The following is a 22127-nucleotide window of genomic DNA, read 5'->3' on the forward strand; positions in this document are numbered from 1 at the left end:
TGGCATTACAACAATTCATCAAAATGACAACAAATAGAACCATGCCATCCGGACAACCCGGAGATGTTCCTCGGGGCAATCCGACCCTAATTAATCCTAATAATGATGAGGAAACAAAGCGATCACTACTCCGGGAAAATGAATCGGCAGAAATTATTGCTCGTGCCGGTTATAATATAGAGCAGAACCCAATACCACCCCTGGGAAGCCGACAAAAACCTGACTATTTAATAGAAGGACGGATATTTGACTGTTATGCGCCTGAAACGGCTAAGGCATATAATATTGTTCGTTCCATAGCTCATAAAGTGGGAACAGGACAAACCAACCGAATCATTCTTAATCTTGATGATAGCGCCGTTTCTATCGAGGAAATTCGCAACCAACTGACCAGTACAGTCATTCCAGGCTTAGAAGAAATTTTTATCATTAAAGATGATAAAGTTTTTCCGTTCTTTCCTTAATTTATCTTAACATAAGGAGGAGTTTATGTCATTAGAATATGAATTATTAATTGTTACCGATTGGCAACCCTTGGATATTTTAAACCTGTTGTCACGAGAACTGGAACTAGAGTGGGAAGAGACTCGGTTGTTTGGTCCAGGAATTGTATTGGGGGCTACTCCAGAAACCTATGATCCTCAATCGATGATGATGGAAAACTTTGGATTTCAGCCAACTTTAGATCTATGGTTTTGGCTGGATTCGCAGGAAAATTACCAACGGGGAAAGGAGATTTTGCTAGAGGCAACAATGTTGGTCCTGAAGCATCTATCCGGAGATGCAGTTTTGTTGTTTAATTCAGAATATACGGTATTGCAGCGAACATCAGGAGTTTTAATTTTTAATCAAAAAATTCTGCTGAGTTCTAAGGATGAACTGGAGAAATTCAAGCAACCCTTTTATATTCAACCTTTGCGTTCGCTGTTGCTTTATGATCGCCCTACCACGGTTGCAGTTGATCACCCGATTTATTCCCAACTGCAAGCGGTAGCGACGGTACGAGATAAGTCTCCGACTAGATTAGCCAATGAAGCGATCGCTTTTTACTTGAAGCATATCAAAAATCAAGAGGACATCAATAATCCCATCGCCTCAGAGTAACCCGTAAAAAATAAAACCCTCCTTATCGAAAAGGAGGGTATTTTCATCCCGGAAATATTTTCCCAAAACTTAATAAGCGTCTTGTAACTCGTAAAATTCTGGGGAAATATAATCCTTCCGTAACGGCCAACCGATCCAATCTTCTGGCATCAAAATCCGTTTTAAGTTCGGATGTCCTTCATAAACGATGCCATACATATCATAGGATTCCCGTTCTTGGAAATCCGCAGCTTTCCAGATCCAATAGACCGATGGCACTGTGGGATTTTCTCGGGGAACAAACACTTTGATCCGAACTTCATCCGGGCGATCGGCAAAGTCCGTGACCTTAATTAAGTGATACATACTCACCAAATCTTGTCCCGGACCTGGATCATAACCGCACTGACATTGCAGATAATTGAATCCGTAGGCATAGAGTGCTGTGGATAACGGAATCAAAAATTGAGCATCAACCTTGAGGATTTCGACCCCCAGATGATCCGGTTCTAAGGCTTCATGTTGAAAGCCATTTTCAGTCAACCATTTAGAAATTTTCCCCGTGGGGACAATTTTTTCTTCAGAACCTTGACTTTCTTTCTTCTCTTCAGGCACGTTTTTCCTCCTTCTTCTGACTGGCTTTGAGGGCTGGGGGTACCGGCATTCCGATCGCCTCGGTTAACTCCTTCGGTGGGTTTTGGCGCGTGGCAGACTGCAAATAAGTCCCCGTCAGAATTGGATCAACCGCCTTCATATTGTGCTTGCGGGTGTAGAAGCGGTGGGATTGTTTAATCTGACCCCGTTCCTGGATCGCATCATTGGAGATTTTCTTACGAAGTTTGATGATCGCATCAATCACCGCTTCGGGACGAGGAGGACATCCCGGCATATAGACATCAACGGGAATCAATTTATCCACTCCACGCACTGCGGTGGGGGAATCTGCCGAAAACATTCCGCCAGTAATGGTGCAAGCGCCCATTGCGATTACATATTTCGGTTCCGGCATTTGCTCATACAGCCGCACCAAAATCGGTGCATATTTCATCGTAATCGTGCCAGCGGTAATGATTAAATCTGCTTGGCGAGGGCTGGAACGGGGGACCAAACCGAAGCGGTCGAAGTCAAATCGGGACCCGATTAAGGCCGCAAATTCGATGAAACAGCAAGCAGTGCCGTACATCAGGGGCCAAAGGCTAGACAGTCTAGCCCAGTTATGGAGGTCATCCACCGTGGTGAGGATGACATTTTCTGAGAGTTCCTGAGTGACTTCCGGTCTGGCGATCGGGTTGATGAGCCGTCCTTCACTCAGATTCGGGGGAGTTGAATTAGATTTCATGACCATTCTAAGGCTCCTTTACGCCATGCATACACGAGAGCAATCACAAGGATTGTGATAAAAATGAGGGCTTCAATAAAGGCCAACACGCCGAGTCGGTGGAATGCGACAGCCCAGGGATACAGAAAGACGGTCTCCACATCAAAGACCACAAAGACCAGGGCGAACATATAGTAACGGATATTAAACTGGATCCATGCCCCGCCAATGGGTTCAACACCAGATTCATAAGTGGTTCTCCGTTCGGGAGAGGCTGCTTTGGGTCTCACTAATCTCGATGTACTGAGGGCCAGGATCGGGACTAGGCTGCAAACTAACAGGAAACCCAGGAGATATTCGTAGCCGGAGAGGACAAACACAATAAGTAACTCTAGCCAGATAGGACTTGTACGACTGGTTTACATTTTTACATAATTGTGGAGGCAGCCGCTAAGAGAACTATTCCTCTGTGATGGGTCCACCCAAGGCCAGGTCGTTAAGATAGGACATCCCCGGTTTGTAGTTACGACTGAAGTTGTGACGACAAACCGGAGATAACGAGTGAAGTTGTTACGACGAACCGGAAAGAAGAGGATGGGGGCAGTCTGGGTGGGGGCGATCGCAAAGATTGAAGCAGTACCCGATCTCCAGAAAAAGCGGTTCACTACTATGTCATAATCTTTAACATCGTTTTAATGTTTGGACCTTCCCATCCTTTGAGTTCGATGAATACTGAAGAAGCCGTTCAACCTGAAGAACTAGATCAGTATGAATGCCGCTCATGCGGCTACGTTTATGAACCCGAGAAGGGAGATGGCCGTAAAATTGCTGCTGGAACAGCATTTACGGAGGTTCCCCTGACTTGGCGCTGCCCAGTTTGTGGGGCCAAACCCACACAATTTAGCAACATTGGACCAAAAGGGACTGCCTCGGGGTTTAAGGAAAATTACGGTTTTGGGTTTGGGGGCAATACCCTAACTGGGGCGCAGAAGAATGTTTTGATTTTTAGTGCATTGGCACTGGGATTCATTTTTTTCCTGAGTTTGTATGGTTTACGCTAAGGAACTGATTCGGCTGAATCCCTCACCCCAAGATAGAACCAGCCGCTAACTGCCGGGGTAATTGCCCCAATGGTTTAGGTGTTAAGCCCGTTCATGATTGAGAAATAGATAAATTTTGAAGGTGATGGACTCCATCTTAAAAAGTTTGAAACGAATTGTTACATTGCTGGCAGTTGTCCTACTCTGTGTCAGTTGCAGTAAGGTCCCTTCTGTCAGTTCCAACCCTTGGAATGTCGTCCCTTTACCCACAGAAGCTAACCTCAATGACATTAGCTTTACCGATGACCTCCAGCATGGATGGTTAGTTGGCAGTGAAGCGACGCTGCTGGAAACTGCCGATGGTGGCAAAACCTGGGAACTCAAGCAGTTAGGCTTGGATGACGAACGCTCTCGCCTGAATTCGGTCAGTTTTGCCGGGTCAGAGGGATGGATCGTCGGTGAACCTTCAATTTTGCTGCATACTACAGATACGGGAAAATCTTGGGAACAAATTGCACTCAGCGAAAAGCTCCCGGGTACTCCGTTATCGATTGTTGCTCTAGGGTCCAATTCAGCGGAGATGACTACCAATGTTGGGGCGATCTATCGCACCCAAGATGGTGGGAAAACCTGGAAAGCAATGGTAGAAGAAGCGGTTGGGGTGATTAGAAATCTCGATCGCTCGGCTGATGGGAAATATATCGCCGTCTCTGCCAAAGGAAACTTCTTCTCGATGTGGGAACCGGGTCAAAGTGCCTGGGTCCCTCATAATCGCAACAGTTCCCGACGCATCCAAAATATGGGATTTTCTGCGGATGGTCATTTGTGGATGTTGGCTCGTGGGGGACAGTTGCAATTTAGCACTCCAGAGGATCCAGAAAACTGGGAGGAAGCGATCTATCCTGAGTTTTCGACGAGCTGGGGGCTGCTGGATTTAGCGTACCGGACCCCTAATGAATTGTGGATTGGGGGTGGAAGTGGCAACTTACTCCAGAGTACCGATGGCGGACTCACCTGGGCAAAAGACCGTGAGGTCGAAGATGTGCCTTCTAATTTTTACAAGGTCCTATTCCTGAATGAAGAGATGGGTTTTGCGATCGGTCAGCAAGGGATTTTGTTGAAATATGAAGGGGCCTCGGAAGCGGCCTAACTTGATGCCGTTAAGAAACCGGAGGGCGATCGCCCGATCGCCGGAGTTTTAGGATTTTATTCCCTGAACTTGCTTGTGATGGTTTCTGAAGTTTTGTATCATAGATTAAGATTTTGCGCGTTGTTACAGGAGGAATCTGAATGTCTACAGGATCGACAGGAGAGCGTCCGTTTGCTGATATTGTTACCAGCATTCGCTATTGGGTGATTCACAGCATCACCATTCCCGCTTTATTTATCGCCGGTTGGCTGTTTGTCAGCACTGGATTAGCCTACGATGCATTTGGTACCCCTCGTCCGAACGAATATTTCAGCCAAGAACGCTTGGAAGTGCCGATCGTTCAGGATCGCTTTAATGCGAAAGACCAGATTAACGACTTCATAGTTAAGTAAATAAATTTCAGGAGGTAGTCCATCGTGGCGACAAATCGTTCAAACGAGCCAATTTCTTATCCCATTTTTACCGTTCGCTGGATAGCTGTTCATACCCTAGCTGTTCCTACGGTATTCTTTTTGGGTGCGATCGCGGCGATGCAGTTCATTCAACGATAAGTTTAGGAGAAGCCAATGCCAGCACGTAGTTCTAATCCCAATAAACAGCCTGTTGAACTCAATCGTACTTCCCTGTACTTGGGCTTACTTCTGGTCTTCGTTCTCGGGATTCTCTTTTCCAGTTATTTCTTCAACTAACTGGTAAAGTTTGTCTAGTTTGAGTTGATTTAACCCAATTAGTAATTTTTTAACGGGGAGGCAAGTTTAATGTCTGGAGAAACAAGAATTCCTTTGTGGATTATCGGTACGATCGCCGGGATGGGTGTCCTCACGGTTGTGGGTCTGTTCTTCTATGGAGCCTACGTTGGTGTAGGTTCCTCGATGTAGATTTCGGTCCTATCTGTCTCAAAAGTTGATGCTAGATTTTGGAACAAAGCCCTCGGTTACTCTCTAAAATCTAACCATCCCGAATAAAAATGCCGCCCACTTTACAGCAGGCGGTATTTTTATTCCAGAAAAACCCATCTTCCATGCCCGGTTGCCCTAGAGAGGCAAACTCGGTGGACTTGGGGGTGAAATTTGCCGTTCAAGGGACACTTTATGACTCTCGCGCTGGGTTTGCATTTCCACCGCGATCGCCTCAAATTGCACCTGCAAACTGCCATAAGGCACCATCAATTCCCGACTGCCTTCCACATCCCCAAATCCCGTCGGCCAAAACTGAGTTAACCAATGAGGTCCATCCAGAACGGTCCGACTTTGGCGATCGAGGACCCATAATTTGACATAAATTCGAGGTAGCATCTGGGGCAGTTGCACCGTCACCTTAACCGATCGCCCTGCGCTTAATTCTCCCTTGGGTAAACTCAGGCGCGGATTCGGAACCGGCTGATCTTCTGGTAACAGCAACAGGGCCGCTCCTTCAGATTTAGCATGGGCAGCGGCAACCGAGGCTTCCGCGAGTAGCTCATCATCCACGACAATTTCCCGGGCTTCCCAGTCGATTTCTTCCGGTTCTGGAGGTCTTTTCCTGGAGCCTTCTGCATAATTCTCATCGGAGAGCGCCTCATCCATCTCAAATGGATTGTCTTCCGACTCGTCAGAAACCGGAGTAAAACTAATTTTCAGCCAATCGGACAATTCGCGATCGCCCGCCAAGGCATTCAACCGAGAAAAGAACCGATCCTGTAGATGCAAGGATTTAAACGCTTGATCGACTGGAGAACCCTTTTTAGCAACCGGATCCGGTCCTGATTTCACCTCCGGGGAGGGAACAACTCTCTCAGTTTCCCCCGCTGTAGTGGACAATTCCTGGGGAACTGGCGCACTCGTAGTAGGGGTTTCCGGTTCTGTCGGGGTGGCAGTCTCGGAATCCGGCGGTTTCACTTCCTCTGCGGGCGGGGAGGCTTGGGGACGCTTAAAGGTTGGCAAATCCAGGGGTTTCCCAGCTTGGGGTGATTTTGCCTGGGGTTTAACAATCTGTGGCGGCAACACCTGATTTCCCGAGGGTTCAAAGGAAATCGGTTGACTCTTCTTAATCGTTTCCAGAATTTCATCAAACGAGGCATCGATTTCTTCAACATTCTGCTGATGTATCGATTCCCAAGAATGCTCTAACAGCTTTTCCTCAGTCAAGTCTGGGGAAATCGCCCCCAGTAAGTCATCTAAATCCGCCGTAATTGTAAACGATCGCGCCCTTAAGCGAGTTCCACTGCTATCAGACAAACTCACTTCTCCTAACAGCAGATGACTCTTGGTTTGTTCTGGAATCTCCACCGGACAAGAAAATGACATCGGTAGAGTTCCCTGAGACAAGGGATGTTCCACCTCAACAATTTTTGCGCCCGTCTGGGGATTTTGCAGCATCACCCGCAATTCTAAACCGGAAATGCGATCGCCTGCTTTCCCATCAACCGCCTCAATGCGACCCTCTAGGGTTAAGACTTTACCCCATTTCACCATATAGGTTTCCTGCTGCAACACCAGTTGCAAGGGCGGCAGTTTTTGAGGTTGTACCTGGGGTGGCGAGGGGGGGACTAAAGGCGGACTCGTTCTGGATCCTTCCGCCACTGGGGAGATGCGATCGGGAAACGCGTACAATTTCCCCGGGGGGGAGGGGTCCGCAATCACCGGGTTTTCTTCCGGGACCACACCGGCTGCCTCATTTTCTGCCACCGCTTCTGCCGCAGCTTGGACGCGATCGACCCCTTCCAACTCCGAAAATTCTTCCTCCCGATCCGATTCGGTTCCCTCCTCGAAACCTGCCGAAGTCAGTCCCCCGGAGAAATCGCTACCCCCTTCCTCCTCAATGGATAAAACCTCAACCCGAATCGAACCTTGAGTCGTTTGGTCCAGAAAGCAGGTAAAATCCCAGAATCCCGGCTTGAGACGAGTAAACGGGATCACCACCATCAAACCCTCTGCATTGGTGCGAGTCCCCCGCTTCTGCATCCGACGCTTCGGCGGAAACTCTTCCGACGATTGATAAATCGCCCGTATCTCTACCGGCACATTATTCCGGCTACACCGCGCAACCATGCGATAGCGCCCTTCCAAAATTTCCACTTCTGGAGATTCTACGGAAAGCCACGAGCGATCGCCTTCTTTCTGGATCAGAAATTCCCACTCTTCCATCGGTTCCGACACAGATAACCCTTGCCTGAGTTGTTTTTGCCAATTATGTCTGTCAGTTTAACCCACCTAGAGCGGATCTGGAATCATCCTCAACGGTTTGAGTTGGCAAGGCCCATTTTTATCAACAAAGCCCTACACCCTCAAGGGTGCAGCTACACTAACAAAACCTGCTTACGCAAACTCAAGACAAGAGAGATTTGTAAACCTGAGAGGGTGACAACGGAGGGGAAACCCAGACAGGACAATTGTTTGAGATAATGAAGAAGTCGTAAAAAAGCGGGTGGCTCTTGGAGCCACCCTGACAAAAAATGCTAAAGACATTATATCCCTCTTCTGTCACTTTAGGCAGAAGAAAATAAGAAGTCTACGTCAGCCGAAGGAGGGAAAAGAGCGAAACAAGCCCGATTTATAAAAGAAATTAATCTATTTAAACCCCAAGATAACTGAGGAATAGGAAACACTTGTAACCAATAGAGAATAGAATTAAAACCGAGCATCGGCAGGAGGAGTAATTGAAGATTATTTAAAGCGCTCTTCCAATTCGTTTGATGATTCCAATGAGGATGTTGAGTGACCGAAGACCTAAAAATTTTTGAGGTTGGAGTCTCCGAACTTGTTGCTGAAGACTTAAAAGGAGCAGTGGTCAAAGTAACAAGCAAATAAGCACTACAGACAAGTTCCCACCATTTTTCGATATCCGAGTAATGAGTCAGCCTCCAATCGGCCCATCCCCACTCAGACTTACATTGCCTAAATCCATATTCAACCCAAGTTCTATCTCCGTATATATCCCCTACATTTTTATAATTAAGGCTCGGAATGTTGCTCATCACAAAACTTGTTGAGTTTTTCGGCAAAGTTTCTTTATCTGTTGTGAGTTTCCAATAAGTTCTCCGTCCTTTTTCACCAAAAATAACCTCTCTTATATAGCGAGTTTCTGTTTTACCCTGACTCATATTCCGGGTAGATGTTGTCCATTCATTGGCTGAAATGCTTTGTCCTTCAGGTAGCCAGACTCCATGATTACTCCTGATTGATACGATATACAAGAGTCCTAATTCCTCCAGTTTGCTCAAAAAATATGCCTCACTTTCTCCATAAAGACTATCGGCTAATACCAATTTTATTTGGAAACCAAGGTGGACCATCTCTTCAATTAATCCGGCGGCAATTTGAGGTTTAGTTTTATAAACATCTCCCGCTTTTAAGCACTTTTGAGGCTTGAAAACTTCAAAGAGGATTGGAAAAGTTATTCCATCAATTAATCCGTAAGCAACTACAGATACAATTCCGTTTTCTACCTTTCCTAATCGACCGATATATTGCCGAGCTACATAATCAGTTTTTTTGCCTTTTTTAGGGTCTCCTGTTTCATCAATAATCACCCGAATTCTTCGACCTTTTAAATGATTTAAAATGAGCTGGATTCTCGAATTTCTGTGCTGGTGAATGTCCCAAGGAGAGCGAGTTAGAAAATGGTGTAACCCCTGGGCGTTTTCTAGTCCCAAAACTTTCGCGATTTCTGGTAAACTTTTTCGTTTTATTTCGGATAATATTTCTACATGAATATTCTTAAATGCCTCATAAGTCCTAACATTTGAAAACAGGCTTTTATAGTTTTTACAGTATTCATCAATTAGAGGGTGGGTGGGCTTGGCTTGTTTTGGGGCAATCATGGTCCTGCTCTGGCTTTCAGCCGTTTTTTTTATTATACTCTGCCTAGAGTGACAGAAGAGGGATATGATGACATCACACTATTAGTGATTAAACAAAAATAATATTTTATATTGTTAATTTTACCCTCCAACCCCTGCAAAAATTATAAAATAGAGATAAAAAAGCCTTGCACACGTTCAAGAAAAGTTAATCACTTTCCCCCAAATATAAACCGAGTTTCTTGATAAAATATTTGACAATCAGTCTATATTTTATCAAGAAACTCGGTCTTTTATTCTGGTATATAAAGGTTTACTCAGTTTTAATTTTCTGAGTTATTCAACCTGCAACTTGACGTTTTTATTTTGTAGTTTGCTTTGCCACCACTGCTCAAATAATTGTTCTTGAAGCTGGCGTTTGAGTTGGCCCTCTAGGGTGGCAGGAATCCGTTGTTCTAGGCGCAATAAGCTGTAGCGGCCTTCCAATTCTAATGGACCCATAATCTCTCCGGGTTGAGTGTTGGAAATTGCATCGCGAATGGCGGGGGGAAGTTGACTGAACAAAATCGCTCCCATCATGCCATTATAGGCCCGTTCTCCGGCGATGGAATGTTCTTTTGCGAGGGCTTCAAAACTCGCCCCAGCTTGTTCGAGTTGAGCTTTGAGTTCTACGGCTTTATCATATTGTTCTACGACAATTCGGGAGAGAACAATTTGCTCAAAAGCTTGCTGATTTTTTTGAAAATAGTCTTCCAGTTTTTCAGCGGTGACTTTAGTTTTGATTTCTTCAATTTTTAACCCAGCGGCAAACTGATTACGAAAAGTCCCATAAGTTAGGCTTTGACTTTGTAACCATTGGTCAAAGCGGTCCGATTGCACCAGTTGATTTTGGAGGCGAAAGTTAATGATTGCCTGTTCTAAGAGGGAGGCATCAATTTCTAAATCAGCTTGGCTTTGCAACTCTTGTTCGATGACGTGCTGCCTGAGAATCTTCATGATAAACTGTTGCAGGTCGCCACTGGTTCGCAGATACCCGAGGGCTTGCCGCAGTGAAATCGTTTCGTCATCAATGGTGATAAATTTTTCCGTTTCCATGTTCATTCATTCAAAAAGGACTGCAAAGAATACCCAGATTTAGAGTAGCGTAGGAAGTGGATTCAGGATTCAAGCGGGGGGAGAAGAAACCGGGTTTTGCTCCCCGAGGGATTGCGCGATCGCATAAGTTATGGTGTGAAAAACCCCGGTTCGTCTTCCCATTTCCTCCTGTACCAAAGTCCTAGAAAATCTGGACTGAAGGGGAATCAGCACGCTTATCCCCGAGAGAAATGAGCAGGAGAAAGAACTAGAGTCACGCTTTAAGAGACTGCTTTTCCAGCTTATTTCAAGAGTGCTTCTAGCTTTTGCTGATTCCACAGTTGCTGATACAAACCCGGTTGTTCGACTAACTCAGTGTGAGTGCCAACTTGGACGATCGCCCCGCGATCCATGACAAAAATGCGATCGGCAGAGGCAGCAGCGGACATTTGGTGCGAGATAAACAACACCGTTTTGCGCTGTGTCCCCGAGGAGAGATTTTTGAGAATATCCGTTGCCGTTTGATTATCCACACTAGAAAGGGCATCATCTAAAATCAGCAAGGGCGCATCCATCAGCAGGGCTCTAGCGAGGGCCATGCGCTGGCGCTGTCCTCCTGAAAGGGTAATCCCTCGTTCCCCCACCAATGTCTCGTACTGTTGAGGAAAATTGAGAATTTCTGGGTGAATTTGGGCTTGTTTGGCCGTTTCGATGATTTCTGGGTCCTCCGCGAGAGGTTTCCCATACCGGATGTTGTTCCGGATAGATGTGCTAAACAAAAAGCTTTCTTGGGGAACGTAAGCGATATTCCCCCGTAGGGTTTCTAGTTTGAGGGTGGTGATATCTTTGCCATCGAGATACAGTTGTCCAGGGTTGATATCCAGTAAGCGGGGGATAGCATTGGCAAGGGTCGATTTCCCGGAACCAATGGGACCGACGATCGCCACCGTCTCACCTGGAGTAATCTCAAAGCTTAAAGCATTCAGGGCGGAGATTTGTGCTTCGGGATAGCGGTAGGTGAGGTGATTGGCTCTTAAATGACCTTGTGCCGGTTCTGTCAGCGCGATCGCCTCCGGTGTATCTTGAATTTTTGGTTTCGCTTCAAAAATAGCTTCGATGCGATCGATACTCACTTCTCCCCGTTGATACGCTGTAATGGTAAATCCAAGAAGGGCAGTGGGAAACACTAGGCGTTCGACATACAATAACAGGGCGATGAAATCCCCCACGGAAATTACCCCATCGGCGATCGCCCCGGCACCAAACGTTAGTAATACCAGTAAGCTTATACTGGCTAATCCCCCTAAGACGGGAAACAGAAAACTTCGGGTTTGCGCTAATTTGAGATTCGCCCGTAAATATTGTTGATTGAGTTGGCGGAAAGCAAGGCGTTCGTTTTCTTCTTGAGCATAGATTTTAATCAAAGAAATCCCGCTCATATCCTCTTGAATCAAGTCACTGAGTCCCGAGAGTTGTTCTTGGACTTCCAATTGCTCAGTGCGGAGGCGATCGCTAAATAACTGCACGATCATCAGCATAAACGGATAGACCGCCACAGCCCACAGGGTCAACTTGACATTAATCGCCAACATCACCGGCAGGGTTAATCCATAAGCAAAAATCGTATTCACCAGACTCAACACCGCAAATCCCAGCAGACGCCGGATATTGTCCACATCCGAGGTGGCACGGTTAATCAAATCGCCCGGTGGGTTCAGGGCAAAATAGGCCGGTTCCAGAGTCAAGACGTGCTGAAAAATGCCTTGTTTGAGGTCAAACTCTACCTGCCGTCCCACCCCAAATAGATACATTCGGGAGACGACCCGAATTACCCACATGAGAGAGGCTAGGATGAGGATGATGCCAACAAAATACAGAATGCGATCGAAGCTAAAGGTGACTTCGAGTTCATCCACTGCATTGCGAATCAGCAGGGGAATGTAGACCCCCAAAGCGTTGACGATAAATAGGGCCACCACCCCCACTAAGGCATTCTGCCAGTGGGGACGCATATAAGAGGCCAGTTTTTGAAGTTTTGAGCGAGCCATGTCGAATTGATATGTTTTTACCCCTCTTTTAGTGTAGAGGGCGATCGGGGGGATGGGGAAGATTGGGGAGATGGGGAGGATGGGGGAGATGGGGAGGATGGGGGAGATGGGGAGGATGGGGGAGATGGGGAGGATGGGGGAGATGGGGAGGATGGGGAAGGTGGGGAGGATGGGGGAGATGGGGAGGATTATTCTTCACCTAATCTCGATAGCGCTTCACCTAATCTCGATAGCGCTCCCCCTAATCTCCCCTATCCCCCCAATCTCCCCTATCCCCCCCATCCTCCCTATCCCCCCAATCCTCCCTATCCCCCATCCTCCCTATCCCCCGATCGCCCCAAGTTATTTAGACAAGCAGCGCGCACAAGGTTCGACCCAACCTCGGAGGAAATAGTACATCAAGGTGTAGAATTCTTCGACTACGCGGCTGGTGAGGGCCAAGCTGGTGGCATTGGGGATGATGTCATAAATGCCGGTGCGAGCTTGTTTTAAGGCACAGATTTCGGGGTACAAACTCGGCGATCGCGGGATGATTTCCAGATTGAGGCTTTCAAAGGAGAGGCTGGCCCTCGGTAAGTGCAAAACTGAGGCGACGAGGATCACCCGAGGGTTACGGTTAGCTCGTGGAGGGAGGAGTTCTCCAACGGCTTCGGCACTTTGCCGGATATTTTCGACCTTATTTAAAACAAAAATATGAGTAGGGGAGACGCCTTGGGCAATTAACAGGCTTCTAATGATGTCCGCTTCAAGGATATCCGTGGAGTTAACCGAATACCAAGGAGCGCTCACCCCTTGCCAGGGAAAGGGTTGGGGTCGAGCGGCGATAATCACCCGAGGGGAGTGTCCTACCTGTTGCTGGAGTTGGTACTGACGAACGGTGGTGACGATCAGATCGCTCATGGTTGCTTCTACCAATTCGGGTTGATAGGGCAAAGAAGGCTGGGAAATCCCCGAGGATAAGAGGACGATCGCTTCGGGACGACCGACAACCGGGACCAGATTAGGGTTTCCTTGGGCTTGACAAACCGAGGCGATGGGGAAATTAGAGCCAATTAGCCAATATTGATAGTGTTGAGCCAACCAAGGAACGCTACAGAGAACCAAGACAGCGAGGGCGGCACAAACCAAAGGCTGTCGCTGTTTCGGCCTTTGGGTAGCCGTGCATAAGAGAACGATGCACAATCCTAGGGGTCGTAGGGGAAACGAGAGAATGTACCACAGGGTAGCAACCCCTTGTTCCGTGGGAAAGAAGAATGCTAAGACGATAATACTTAACAGGATTGCGCCCCCGAGCCAGGTTAGGTATTCCCGAGGAATAAGCTGGAGGAGGACATACCAGATGAGGAGGGCGACAACCACCCATAGGAGAAGCTGGGTTATGACTAGAAACATTGCTGGACGTCCTCAAGGTGCAAGTTAAAGGGCGATCGAATCATCTTCTGTATGCTCCTACGGCGGTAATTCAGTAAAAACAATGAACTCTGGGAAAACTCAGGTCTAAGTCTGGGGTAAACCGGGCGATCGCCGGGAAATTTAAGTATTTATTCGGAGGTATTCTCGTTTGTTACATTTTTGTTGACAAATCTATGAGTTTCTTAAATTTTTCTGAAGGTCAACCGCAGTAAGATCGAATTTAGAGCCGCGAGAAAGCCGACTCCCGGATGCCAGTTCTTTCCTTAGAGGCAGAGTGGCGGCCCCATCGACGGTCTGTCTTGGCAGTTAACCGATGGAATTCGTTATTTTCTCTAAACTGATTAAGAATCATTTAATCGATGGCATGAAAGTGTTACAAAGATTAATAAAAAATCCTCGATTAATCCTCCAATACCGCGCCATACTTGATAGAAGTTGAGCAATTAAAATTAAAATCCTCAGTTCCTCCCAAGTGTTGGGTTGATACAAATAGCACCCCTATGACTATTAATCATTGGCTGACCCTTTACGAACAGGGAATTAGAGACTTTTCGGGTTTAGACTTGCGTGGAGCTCAATTGATGGGGGTGACCCTGATCGGGGTTAACCTCACGGGTGCCTATCTTGAAGGCGTGAATTTCGCTCGCTCGTTTTTAACCAAGTCCAATTTAACTCGTGCTGCCCTCAATCGATCTAATCTTAATTTTGCCAAACTCAGTGACGCCCGATTAAGCGAGGCCAATCTGACAAAGGCGGATCTCCAGGGTTCCTTTCTGGTCCAAGCCCAGTTAAATCACGCCAAATTGAGTGGGGCAAATCTGATCAGCGCCAATCTCCGAGGGGCAGATTTGCGAGAGGCCAATTTATGTGGGGCCAATCTCCAAGGGGCGAACCTGCGCGGTGCGAACTTAACTGGAGCCAATTTGAAATGGGCCAATCTGAGTGGTGCCCGGTTGAGCGGTGCCATCCTGGATCGGGTGCAATTAACCGGGGTGAATCTCAGCGGGGCTTTCTTGAATGGGGTGGATTTGAATGGGGTGGATCTCGATGGGGTAAATTTGAGTGAGGCCAAGCTCAGTGGTGCCAATCTCGCTGGGGCGAATCTGAGGTTTACAAATTTTACAGATGCTAAACTGCGCGGGGTAAATTTCACCGGCGCGAATTTAACCGGGGCGGATTTAAGTTCAGCGTTATTAAATCAAGCTCGGTTAAATTCTACGAATTTGACCCGGACGGATTTCACGGATGCGGATCTGCGGGATGCCAACTTCTCCGGCGCGACTTACGATGGCGCAGAATTTCGGAGTTTCAATGATGTAGAAGGGGCGATGCAACAGTATGGTGCGGCGATCACCTCTGACAGTGCAGCTTTTTCTCCGTCCATGACTCTCGGGACTCTCTATTAATCCCTGTGGGTTGCAACTGCGGTCCCCCTTCCCGATCGCCCGGAGAGGGGACCGAAGGGGGCTTGAATTATTTACGCCGTTTGATTTCACTCTCGATCGCCTGAATCACGGTTTGGATTACTTTGACTCGGGCATAATATTTATCATTCCCCGGGATCACCGTCCAAGGGGCCGAGGGGGTACTCGTCCGCTGGATCATCTGATTCACGGCCACATTATAAAGGGACCACTGCTCCCGATTGCGCCAGTCTTCATCGGTGAGCTTATGTTCCTTAAACGGATTATTGCTGCGTTCGTTGAACCGCTTCAGTTGTTCTTCCGGGCTAATATGTAGCCAGAATTTGACCACGGCATAACCGGAACTGGTAAGTTGTTCTTCAAATTCATTAATTTCTCGATAGGCTCTGCGCCATTCCGGTTCGTTGGCGAATCCTTCGATACGTTCGACTAAAACTCGACCATACCAACTGCGATCGAAAATGCCAATGGTTCCCGGGGGCGGTAATCGTCGCCAGAAGCGCCAGAGGTAATGATGGGCTAATTCTTCCGTCGTGGGGGCGGCAAAGGCATTCACGGCATAACTCCGGGGGTCGAGGACATCCGTCAAGCGTTTGATTGCTCCCCCTTTACCAGCGGCGTCCCATCCTTCAAATAAGACGAGGACGGGGATTTGTTGGGCGTGAATCGCCAGTTGCAGTTTTGTGAGTTCAACTTGTTCTTTGCGGAGTTGTTTTTTATAGTCCTGTTTATCTAAGCTCACACTCAGATCAACTTGGGAGAGAAAATCTGGTTCGGTGGGTTGGAGTTGTTCTTGGGCGGGCAAAACCGGCACGGGTAGGTGATAGTGGAGGCGATCAAGGGCTTCAGTGAGGGTGGTTGCCATTTTTGCCAGCACTTTCACCCGCGCCCATTGCTGATTGTCTCCTTCGACGAGGGTCCAGGGTGCGGGTCCGGTACTGGTTTGAATTACCATATCTTCCGCTAAAGCGCGGTAGGTGTCGTATTTTTTCGCTTGTTGCCAGTCTTCGGGACGGACTCGCCAAGCGGTAAGGGGGTCTGCTGCGGATTTTTTCAGCCGTCGTTTCAGTTCTTTTTCGCTGATATGAATCCAGAATTTGGCGATCGCCACCCCATCATCTACCATCTGCCGCTCAAAAGCATTGATTTGTCGAATCACGGTGGGTACTTCCGCATCGGTGAGGCGACCAAATAACCGATCTTCTAACATCCGAATGTACCAACTGTGATAAAAAATTCCGATACTGCCCCGCGCTGGCAGTTTCTGCCAAAACCGCCACAGAAAATGATACTGCCGTGCTTCTTCGCTGGGGGGCCATATTGGATGAACTTGAAATCCCCGAGGGTCCATATACCCCACCATTTTTTTGACCAGAGACCCTTTCCCAGCGGCAGTCCAACCTTCTAAGACAAAGATAGAGGTTAGTTTTTTTTCCCAACAGGCTTGTTGTAGCTGCCGGATCTGCTGCATCAAGGCTTCGATCTGTTCATGATACGTCTTTTTATCCAGGGAAAGTTTGAGATCAAGGTTATCTAACATGGACTTGTTTTATAGAGGTTAGATTGTGAGCTGGATTGTGACCCGATGCCCTAATCGTACCTGTCTCCTTCCTTCTTTGAGTACGATTTGACTTTTTTTAAGGTTAGGAACTCTTGATAAAAGCAGTTATAGTGCGTCTTGCAGTCCTGGGACAATTCATTTAAACTGGCCTATAATATAACTTTGTTTAAATGAATGAGATAATTTTTTATGCAGGAGTGGGAGGGTGTGATCTCCATTGCAGAATTAGGAAGCAAGATGCTCCCACCCCGTCAATTTTATTCTCCTCATGATTTAGACGGGCCTAGCTGCCACAGGCTATTTTAATGACACAATTTTGTTGTATTTAATACAAAAATTTAGGCATTTTGTAAACTTTGTTACTTTAAAAAGTAAAAATTTAAAGTGTCATAAGAGGGTCGGAGGAAACGGAAGTGTAGAGATGGAGATTTCCGTACAAATAAAAAGTTGAAAACAGGTAGGATTGTGATGAATTGGCAGAAGGTCAGTCTAGGGGAAGCGGATGCAAACGGGGTGACCTATTTACCCCGGAAGACGTTAGCCGGTTCCGAGGTAATTCGCTAAGATAGAAAACAATAGGTATCACCTTGGCTTAAAAATGCTTATGAATAAAAACAAAAACACGGAAAGTCTGTTAGGAGCAATCGTGCGATCGCCCTTGGAACTGGCTTTAGAAATTGCCGCTTTAGCCGGGATTCTCTGCACTTTTCTGGCGATTGTCCAATCCTGGGGCAATCTTCCCGAAACTATCCCCATTCATTTTGGCATCACGGGACAACCGAATAATTGGGGTTCCAAACCGATTCTCTGGCTATTACCCAGCATGGGAACTTGTATTTACCTCGTGTTAACCCTGTCCCCGTTATTACCGCAACTGTTAGACAGTCCGTTCCCGATCCCCGAGGATCACGGGGACCGACTGTTAGGACTGGTGCGTGAACTGTTTGGCTGGATGAAGGTGCAAATTATCTGGCTATTTTTCTTGATTAACTGGCAGATGATTCAAGTGGGATTGGGTCAAGCGAGTGCGATCGGGACTGTTTTAATTTTTACCGGGGTGATATTTCTAGGCGGAACGATCGCCTTTTATTTCCAACAAGCGGAACAGAACCTCTATTAGACATTGTGCAAAAACCCCATTTGATCCCCCCAACCCCCCTTATTAAGGGGGGCTTGAGAGAATTTTGCAAGACATCTATTAAAACCAATGCCTCCTGTGGAATTGTTCCCCATGAAAATAGCCCGCTTGAGCGGGCTATTAATGCAATTAGAATCCAGCCTTCGGCTTTGGTTTATCGCCCAAAGCGTTGACGGATGCGCTGCACAAATATATCTACTTCGGGTAATTCGATTTGAGTGACGATCGCCGCAAATACTAGGAATCCCCCCAAACTAGATAGACCCAATTCCACGAGATAAATCAATAATCCAGTCCCTTCAAAGAAGCGATCGCAGCCTTGGAGAATCACCCAACTCACCACACCGGCTACAGCACTGGCCCCGGTTAACAAGGCGATCGGTTTACTCCACTCGGCTAAGGGCAATCCATTCAGCTTGCGATCGAGTAAAATCAACAGCGCCAGCATGGAAATAATATTCACCCCGACGGTTGCTAGGACTAAACCCGGTGCGCCAAAGGCTCTCACCATAAAGAAATCCAGGACCGCATTCAGAACAATATTCACGAGACTGACCCGAAACGGTGTATCCCCATCTCCCAAGGCATAAAACACCCGGACCAGCACATCTCGTCCCAAATAAACAAACATCCCGATTCCATACGCCATCAGCATCGGGGCCACAAATGCCGAAGCCGCTTGGTCAAAGGCCCCGCGTTCATAAATGACTCGCACGATCGCCACGGATAAGGCGATCGTAAAGGCTCCCAGGGGTAACATTGTTAGCCCCGTCAGCATCAAACCCTGACGAATCCGCTGTTTCAGTTGCGGCCAATCATTCGGGTCAGCTAATCGCGAAAATACCGGCAACAGCGGCACTAACAGCATATTAGAAACAATCCCCAAGGGCGTCTGGACTAGCAGTCCGGCATAACCCAAAGCCGCAGCCGCTTGAGGAATGTAAGACGCAAAAAACAAGTCTGTATAGACATTAATTTGGAGCATTCCCGAGGAAAAGGTAGCCGGTCCCATGACCTTCATGACTTCTTTGACCCCCGGACGATTAAACTCAAACCGCAGACGCAAGGTCCCTAAGCCGCTGCGCCACTGGGTCACTACTTGCACCAGCCATTGGAGAACTGCCCCGGCAAGGGTTCCCCAAGCTAACACCATCCCACCCGTCATGGCATATTCAGGAAGGCCAATATCTTTGCCTGCTTGGAGGATGAAGACGCCTAATGCACCAATGAGCGCCACACTGGAAAAGAGGGGACTGATGGAGGGAATCCAATATTGGTCAGCCGCATTGAGAGCTCCGAATCCAATGCCAATCAATCCGGCAAGGACGGCGAGGGGGGCCATAATCCGGAATTGTTGGATGGCGATCGCATGGGTCAGTTGCAGGGTTTCAAATTCGGGGCTGGAAAGGCCCTGGGCTGCTGCTTCTGCCGCTGAAATGTTCAAACCTGGTGCGACTAAACCCATTAAAGGTTCGGCAAAGAGGACTAAAACCCCAGTGACAATCAGCAGCAATCCGCCCACGAGGGTCGTGATGGTTTCGACGAGGGGGGCTGCTTCTTCCGGTTTCCGTTTCGCGAGGACGCTGACGATCGCGCTATGGAAGGGTCCATTGATGCCCCCGAGTAAAATCAGCAAAAAACCGGGGATCACATAAGCATAGTTATAGGCATCAAAGGCGGGACCGACTCCAAATGCAGCGGCGATCGCTTGTTGACGCACTAAACCAAAGACTTTACTGATCAAAGTGGCGATCGCCACAAGTCCGGCAATTCCAGCTAGAGAACGAGCGGGTTTTTTTAGGTCAGACACAAATCTTCACAAATCGCGAAAGAGCTTCAATTATTTAACCCCGAATTGGGCAATTCTCAACCATTCGGTACTCGCTGGTTTTACAACTCAGCCGGTTCTTGTTCCGGTAATCGAGGGATGGGGGAGATGGGGAGGATGGGGGAGATCGGGAGGAGGGGGGGGATCGGGGCGAGGGGGCGGATGGGGGAGCGGTGGGTAACGACTTCAGTCAATCTCCCCCATCTCCCCCATCCTCCCCATCTCCCCCATCCTCCCCATCTCCCCCATCTCCCCTATCTCCCCCATCACCCATTAATCCTGTTCATCCAGAATTCGTTCCAATGCTACGCGATCGACTCGGCGGGGGTAGCGTTTATCCATTGGGATTTTTTCGACAACGCGCAATGCTTCTACATTGGCCCATTGTAGGGATTCTAGGACGGAGGATAAACTACGTTGGGATGAGCTTTTATCAGCCATTTCTACCACTAAAGTTCGCTGATAGCGATAGGAAAAAAAGGCCACTCGTTGGACGTCTCGATTGTAATCCACGGCGCATTCTACAGTGAGGGGATAAATCACGCCGAATTTATCCTGAATGCAATCTTGGCAGGGTCCGAGTAACCACAATCGTCCCTGGGAGTCTAAGTATCCTGCATCGCCAGTGCGATACCATTGTTGGTCCCCAACTCGAAAGTTCATGGGTTCGTCCCCGAGTTCGTTTAAGGTTCGGGTAATGAAGCGATCGCCTTGCAACACAATTTCTCCGGGTTCTAAATAGGGGCGGCAGGTGGCTTCAAATTCGGCTTGATTTGGATAGGGGGCGATGGGTGCGCCCCATTGGTTGGGGATAATTCTTAATTGAATATCTGGGGCGGGTTTGCCCACGAGTAAGCCTTTTCCGGTCTGCATTTGACTGACGTCACCAGCTTCAATTTCTCGCCGGGAGAGGCTGGCGATCGCGGCGGTTTCTCCATAAATGGCGATAATTTCTGCTTGGGGTGCAATTTGATTCACTTGATTCAAAAGGCTGGGCAAAACTGGCGTTCCCCAAATAAAAATTTTATACGCCGGACTTAATAATTCTCTTTTTTTAATCAATGCCTCGATCAGGTTCTCTAATAAGCTGGGAGAGGCGGCAATTCGAGTCGGTTGATATTTATTAATAGCATCAATAATCGGTTTAGTTTGATGAACCAAAGGGAGTTTGGTTTGAAATTTTGGCAAGAGGCTAGTCAGTCCTAACCCCATATTAATTAATCCTAAAAGCGGTTGGAGAGTGATATCTATTTCTGCTGGATGGGTGAGGAGGATTTGCCCCAGAGATTTTTGCTGTAAACTCAAATACTCATGAGTCAATGGAATAAATTTTAATTGCTCGTATAATCCAACGGTAGAGACGATGACTGCTGGAGTTTCGGACTCAATTTCAGTAATTTTAGGGTCAGGTTCTAGGGTTTGCGATCGCTGCCAGGAAATGAAGGGAGGCAGAGAAAATCCCACAGTGAATTTACGCGAAATTTTGCGAAAAGCTCGGGAGAAAAACCGCCAAATTAGATTTTTAGTGGTGGTAATGACGGCTTTCGGACGGCACAAAGTACAGGCGCGATCAAGTTCATCAGATTGGACTTCGGGTTCGAGGATTAAGGCGATCGCCCCAAGTCTAAAAATAGCAATCAGCGCCACGTAAAAATCTGTTGACAATGGTAGCATGAGTACAATGGTATCTCCCATCTGTATCCCTTTTTGTCGTAATAGAGTGACTGCCCGACTCGCCCTCAACTCCAAGTCCGCAAAACTCACCCTGCCTCTTGCACCGCGCCGCATCTCCAGGATTGCTGGAGTCTCTGGGGTTTCTTCAACTTGTTTATGTAGAATTTCCGCAATATTCATCGCTCAAGGAGTGGGATAAAGGCAGGTGTTGATTTGCCATTTTAAGCCAGCATCGCTGCTGGAAACTACATGGGCATCCCCATCGCTGCCGGAATTTAAGAGGGGGATAAAAACCGTTTGGATTAGGTTATTTTAGAAATATATCCTATGAATTGACCGATTGGGAAATATAAACGCCCAATTTAACAGACATAGCACGAGGGGAAGCCGGGTTCCTCTAACCGGAGAGGGAGATAGGGGAGATGGGGAGGATGGGGAAGATGGGGAGGATAGGGGAGAAAAGGAAATAAATCTTGTCGATTTTGTCTCAACAACAAGATAAAATGGAAAACTTTATTAAAAATTTTAAACCTATGATAATTAATTTCATTGTTAATGATAAAAAAATATTTTTTTTAATTTGGGCAGGTTTCGGG

Annotated in this window: 21 protein-coding genes; 10 read left to right on the top strand and 11 right to left on the bottom strand. The window is 47.4% G+C overall.

Annotated features, from left to right (window positions below; translation table 11 throughout):
* Positions 1-23: 23 nt before the first annotated feature.
* Positions 24-464 (top strand): hypothetical protein, encoded by a 441-nt coding sequence (locus tag NG796_RS08740; protein WP_261205524.1) that lies wholly within the window; start codon positions 24-26, stop codon positions 462-464.
* Positions 465-489: 25 nt separating this feature from the next.
* Positions 490-1104 carry a ribbon-helix-helix domain-containing protein gene (locus NG796_RS08745; RefSeq protein WP_261205525.1) on the top strand — a complete coding sequence of 205 codons (615 nt, stop codon included), beginning with the start codon at positions 490-492 and terminating at the stop codon, positions 1102-1104.
* A 69-nt stretch (positions 1105-1173) separates the two neighbouring features.
* Here the strand turns inward: NG796_RS08745 and NG796_RS08750 are convergent, their stop codons facing one another.
* The 3 genes from NG796_RS08750 to ndhC are packed head-to-tail and all read right to left on the bottom strand — an operon-like array spanning position 1174 to position 2781.
* On the bottom strand, positions 1174-1698 hold the full coding sequence (locus tag NG796_RS08750) for an NAD(P)H-quinone oxidoreductase subunit J (protein WP_261205526.1): 525 nt from the start codon (positions 1696-1698) through the stop codon (positions 1174-1176).
* A complete protein-coding gene (locus NG796_RS08755) occupies positions 1691-2428 on the bottom strand; it encodes an NADH dehydrogenase subunit K (RefSeq protein WP_261205527.1) in 738 nt (245 codons plus the stop codon). Before NG796_RS08755 ends, NG796_RS08750 begins: the two co-directional genes overlap by 8 nt.
* Complete coding sequence (gene ndhC, locus NG796_RS08760) at positions 2419-2781, bottom strand: photosynthetic/respiratory NAD(P)H-quinone oxidoreductase subunit C (RefSeq protein WP_261205528.1); 363 nt, start codon at positions 2779-2781, stop codon at positions 2419-2421. Before ndhC ends, NG796_RS08755 begins: the two co-directional genes overlap by 10 nt.
* A gap of 345 nt (positions 2782-3126) precedes the next feature.
* On the opposite strand from ndhC, the gene NG796_RS08765 reads away from it, so the two are divergent.
* The 6 genes from NG796_RS08765 (at position 3127) to NG796_RS08790 (ending at position 5469) form a co-directional block, all read left to right on the top strand.
* Positions 3127-3462 carry a rubredoxin gene (locus tag NG796_RS08765; RefSeq protein WP_261205529.1) on the top strand — a complete coding sequence of 112 codons (336 nt, stop codon included), beginning with the start codon at positions 3127-3129 and terminating at the stop codon, positions 3460-3462.
* Between the two features lie 124 nt (positions 3463-3586).
* The gene (locus NG796_RS08770; RefSeq protein ID WP_261205764.1) at positions 3587-4591 is read left to right on the top strand and encodes a photosynthesis system II assembly factor Ycf48; all 1005 of its coding nucleotides are present in this window, start codon (positions 3587-3589) and stop codon (positions 4589-4591) included.
* Positions 4592-4731: 140 nt separating this feature from the next.
* On the top strand, positions 4732-4983 hold the full coding sequence (gene psbE / locus NG796_RS08775; RefSeq protein ID WP_261205530.1) for a cytochrome b559 subunit alpha: 252 nt from the start codon (positions 4732-4734) through the stop codon (positions 4981-4983).
* 24 nt (positions 4984-5007) lie between these two features.
* Positions 5008-5142: a cytochrome b559 subunit beta gene (psbF, locus tag NG796_RS08780; RefSeq protein ID WP_261205531.1), complete on the top strand. Its 135-nt coding sequence runs from the start codon at positions 5008-5010 to the stop codon at positions 5140-5142.
* 15 nt (positions 5143-5157) lie between these two features.
* Positions 5158-5280, top strand: a complete 123-nt coding sequence (locus NG796_RS08785) for a photosystem II reaction center protein L (protein WP_207086231.1) — start codon at positions 5158-5160, stop codon at positions 5278-5280.
* Between the two features lie 69 nt (positions 5281-5349).
* Positions 5350-5469, top strand: a complete 120-nt coding sequence (locus NG796_RS08790; protein ID WP_015150284.1) for a photosystem II reaction center protein J — start codon at positions 5350-5352, stop codon at positions 5467-5469.
* Between the two features lie 156 nt (positions 5470-5625).
* Here the strand turns inward: NG796_RS08790 and NG796_RS08795 are convergent, their stop codons facing one another.
* The 5 genes from NG796_RS08795 to NG796_RS08815 all read right to left on the bottom strand — a co-directional run bounded on the left by NG796_RS08795 (position 5626) and on the right by NG796_RS08815 (position 13885).
* Positions 5626-7728, bottom strand: a complete 2103-nt coding sequence (locus NG796_RS08795) for a hypothetical protein (protein WP_261205533.1) — start codon at positions 7726-7728, stop codon at positions 5626-5628.
* Between the two features lie 329 nt (positions 7729-8057).
* Entirely contained in the window at positions 8058-9392 is a 1335-nt protein-coding gene (locus NG796_RS08800; RefSeq protein ID WP_261205534.1) for an IS701 family transposase, read from the bottom strand.
* Positions 9393-9707: 315 nt separating this feature from the next.
* A complete protein-coding gene (locus NG796_RS08805; protein WP_261205535.1) occupies positions 9708-10472 on the bottom strand; it encodes a peptidyl-prolyl cis-trans isomerase in 765 nt (254 codons plus the stop codon).
* A gap of 275 nt (positions 10473-10747) precedes the next feature.
* Positions 10748-12493: an ABC transporter ATP-binding protein gene (locus tag NG796_RS08810; RefSeq protein ID WP_261205536.1), complete on the bottom strand. Its 1746-nt coding sequence runs from the start codon at positions 12491-12493 to the stop codon at positions 10748-10750.
* A gap of 342 nt (positions 12494-12835) precedes the next feature.
* On the bottom strand, positions 12836-13885 hold the full coding sequence (locus NG796_RS08815) for a YdcF family protein (protein ID WP_261205537.1): 1050 nt from the start codon (positions 13883-13885) through the stop codon (positions 12836-12838).
* 521 nt (positions 13886-14406) lie between these two features.
* Here NG796_RS08815 and NG796_RS08820 point away from each other — a divergent pair.
* On the top strand, positions 14407-15312 hold the full coding sequence (locus NG796_RS08820) for a pentapeptide repeat-containing protein (protein WP_261205538.1): 906 nt from the start codon (positions 14407-14409) through the stop codon (positions 15310-15312).
* Between the two features lie 67 nt (positions 15313-15379).
* On the opposite strand, the gene pap is transcribed toward NG796_RS08820, so the two are convergent.
* Entirely contained in the window at positions 15380-16870 is a 1491-nt protein-coding gene (pap, locus tag NG796_RS08825; RefSeq protein WP_261205539.1) for a polyphosphate:AMP phosphotransferase, read from the bottom strand.
* Positions 16871-17495: 625 nt separating this feature from the next.
* On the opposite strand from pap, the gene NG796_RS08830 reads away from it, so the two are divergent.
* Positions 17496-18011: a DUF1648 domain-containing protein gene (locus tag NG796_RS08830; RefSeq protein WP_261205540.1), complete on the top strand. Its 516-nt coding sequence runs from the start codon at positions 17496-17498 to the stop codon at positions 18009-18011.
* A gap of 172 nt (positions 18012-18183) precedes the next feature.
* On the opposite strand, the gene murJ is transcribed toward NG796_RS08830, so the two are convergent.
* Both murJ and NG796_RS08840 read right to left on the bottom strand, forming a co-directional pair.
* Entirely contained in the window at positions 18184-19839 is a 1656-nt protein-coding gene (gene murJ / locus NG796_RS08835) for a murein biosynthesis integral membrane protein MurJ (RefSeq protein ID WP_261205541.1), read from the bottom strand.
* A gap of 291 nt (positions 19840-20130) precedes the next feature.
* Positions 20131-21711 (bottom strand): AMP-binding protein, encoded by a 1581-nt coding sequence (locus tag NG796_RS08840; RefSeq protein WP_261205542.1) that lies wholly within the window; start codon positions 21709-21711, stop codon positions 20131-20133.
* Positions 21712-22127: the final 416 nt, after the last annotated feature.

The organism is Laspinema sp. D2d, assembly GCF_025370755.1.
In the GTDB taxonomy this organism is placed as follows: Bacteria; Cyanobacteriota; Cyanobacteriia; order Cyanobacteriales; family Laspinemataceae; genus Laspinema.

Coding starts and splice junctions, on each gene's coding strand:
- NG796_RS08810 (WP_261205536.1), bottom strand. CDS start 12,493: ATGGCTCGCTCAAAACTTCAAAAACTGGCCTCTTATATGCGTCCCCAC.
- NG796_RS08815 (WP_261205537.1), bottom strand. CDS start 13,885: ATGTTTCTAGTCATAACCCAGCTTCTCCTATGGGTGGTTGTCGCCCTC.
- NG796_RS08800 (WP_261205534.1), bottom strand. CDS start 9,392: ATGATTGCCCCAAAACAAGCCAAGCCCACCCACCCTCTAATTGATGAA.
- NG796_RS08755 (WP_261205527.1), bottom strand. CDS start 2,428: ATGGTCATGAAATCTAATTCAACTCCCCCGAATCTGAGTGAAGGACGG.
- NG796_RS08830 (WP_261205540.1), top strand. CDS start 17,496: ATGAATAAAAACAAAAACACGGAAAGTCTGTTAGGAGCAATCGTGCGA.
- NG796_RS08805 (WP_261205535.1), bottom strand. CDS start 10,472: ATGAACATGGAAACGGAAAAATTTATCACCATTGATGACGAAACGATT.
- NG796_RS08765 (WP_261205529.1), top strand. CDS start 3,127: ATGAATACTGAAGAAGCCGTTCAACCTGAAGAACTAGATCAGTATGAA.
- NG796_RS08840 (WP_261205542.1), bottom strand. CDS start 21,711: ATGAATATTGCGGAAATTCTACATAAACAAGTTGAAGAAACCCCAGAG.
- psbE (WP_261205530.1), top strand. CDS start 4,732: ATGTCTACAGGATCGACAGGAGAGCGTCCGTTTGCTGATATTGTTACC.
- NG796_RS08740 (WP_261205524.1), top strand. CDS start 24: ATGACAACAAATAGAACCATGCCATCCGGACAACCCGGAGATGTTCCT.
- NG796_RS08820 (WP_261205538.1), top strand. CDS start 14,407: ATGACTATTAATCATTGGCTGACCCTTTACGAACAGGGAATTAGAGAC.
- NG796_RS08790 (WP_015150284.1), top strand. CDS start 5,350: ATGTCTGGAGAAACAAGAATTCCTTTGTGGATTATCGGTACGATCGCC.
- pap (WP_261205539.1), bottom strand. CDS start 16,870: ATGTTAGATAACCTTGATCTCAAACTTTCCCTGGATAAAAAGACGTAT.
- NG796_RS08785 (WP_207086231.1), top strand. CDS start 5,158: ATGCCAGCACGTAGTTCTAATCCCAATAAACAGCCTGTTGAACTCAAT.
- NG796_RS08745 (WP_261205525.1), top strand. CDS start 490: ATGTCATTAGAATATGAATTATTAATTGTTACCGATTGGCAACCCTTG.
- NG796_RS08770 (WP_261205764.1), top strand. CDS start 3,587: ATGGACTCCATCTTAAAAAGTTTGAAACGAATTGTTACATTGCTGGCA.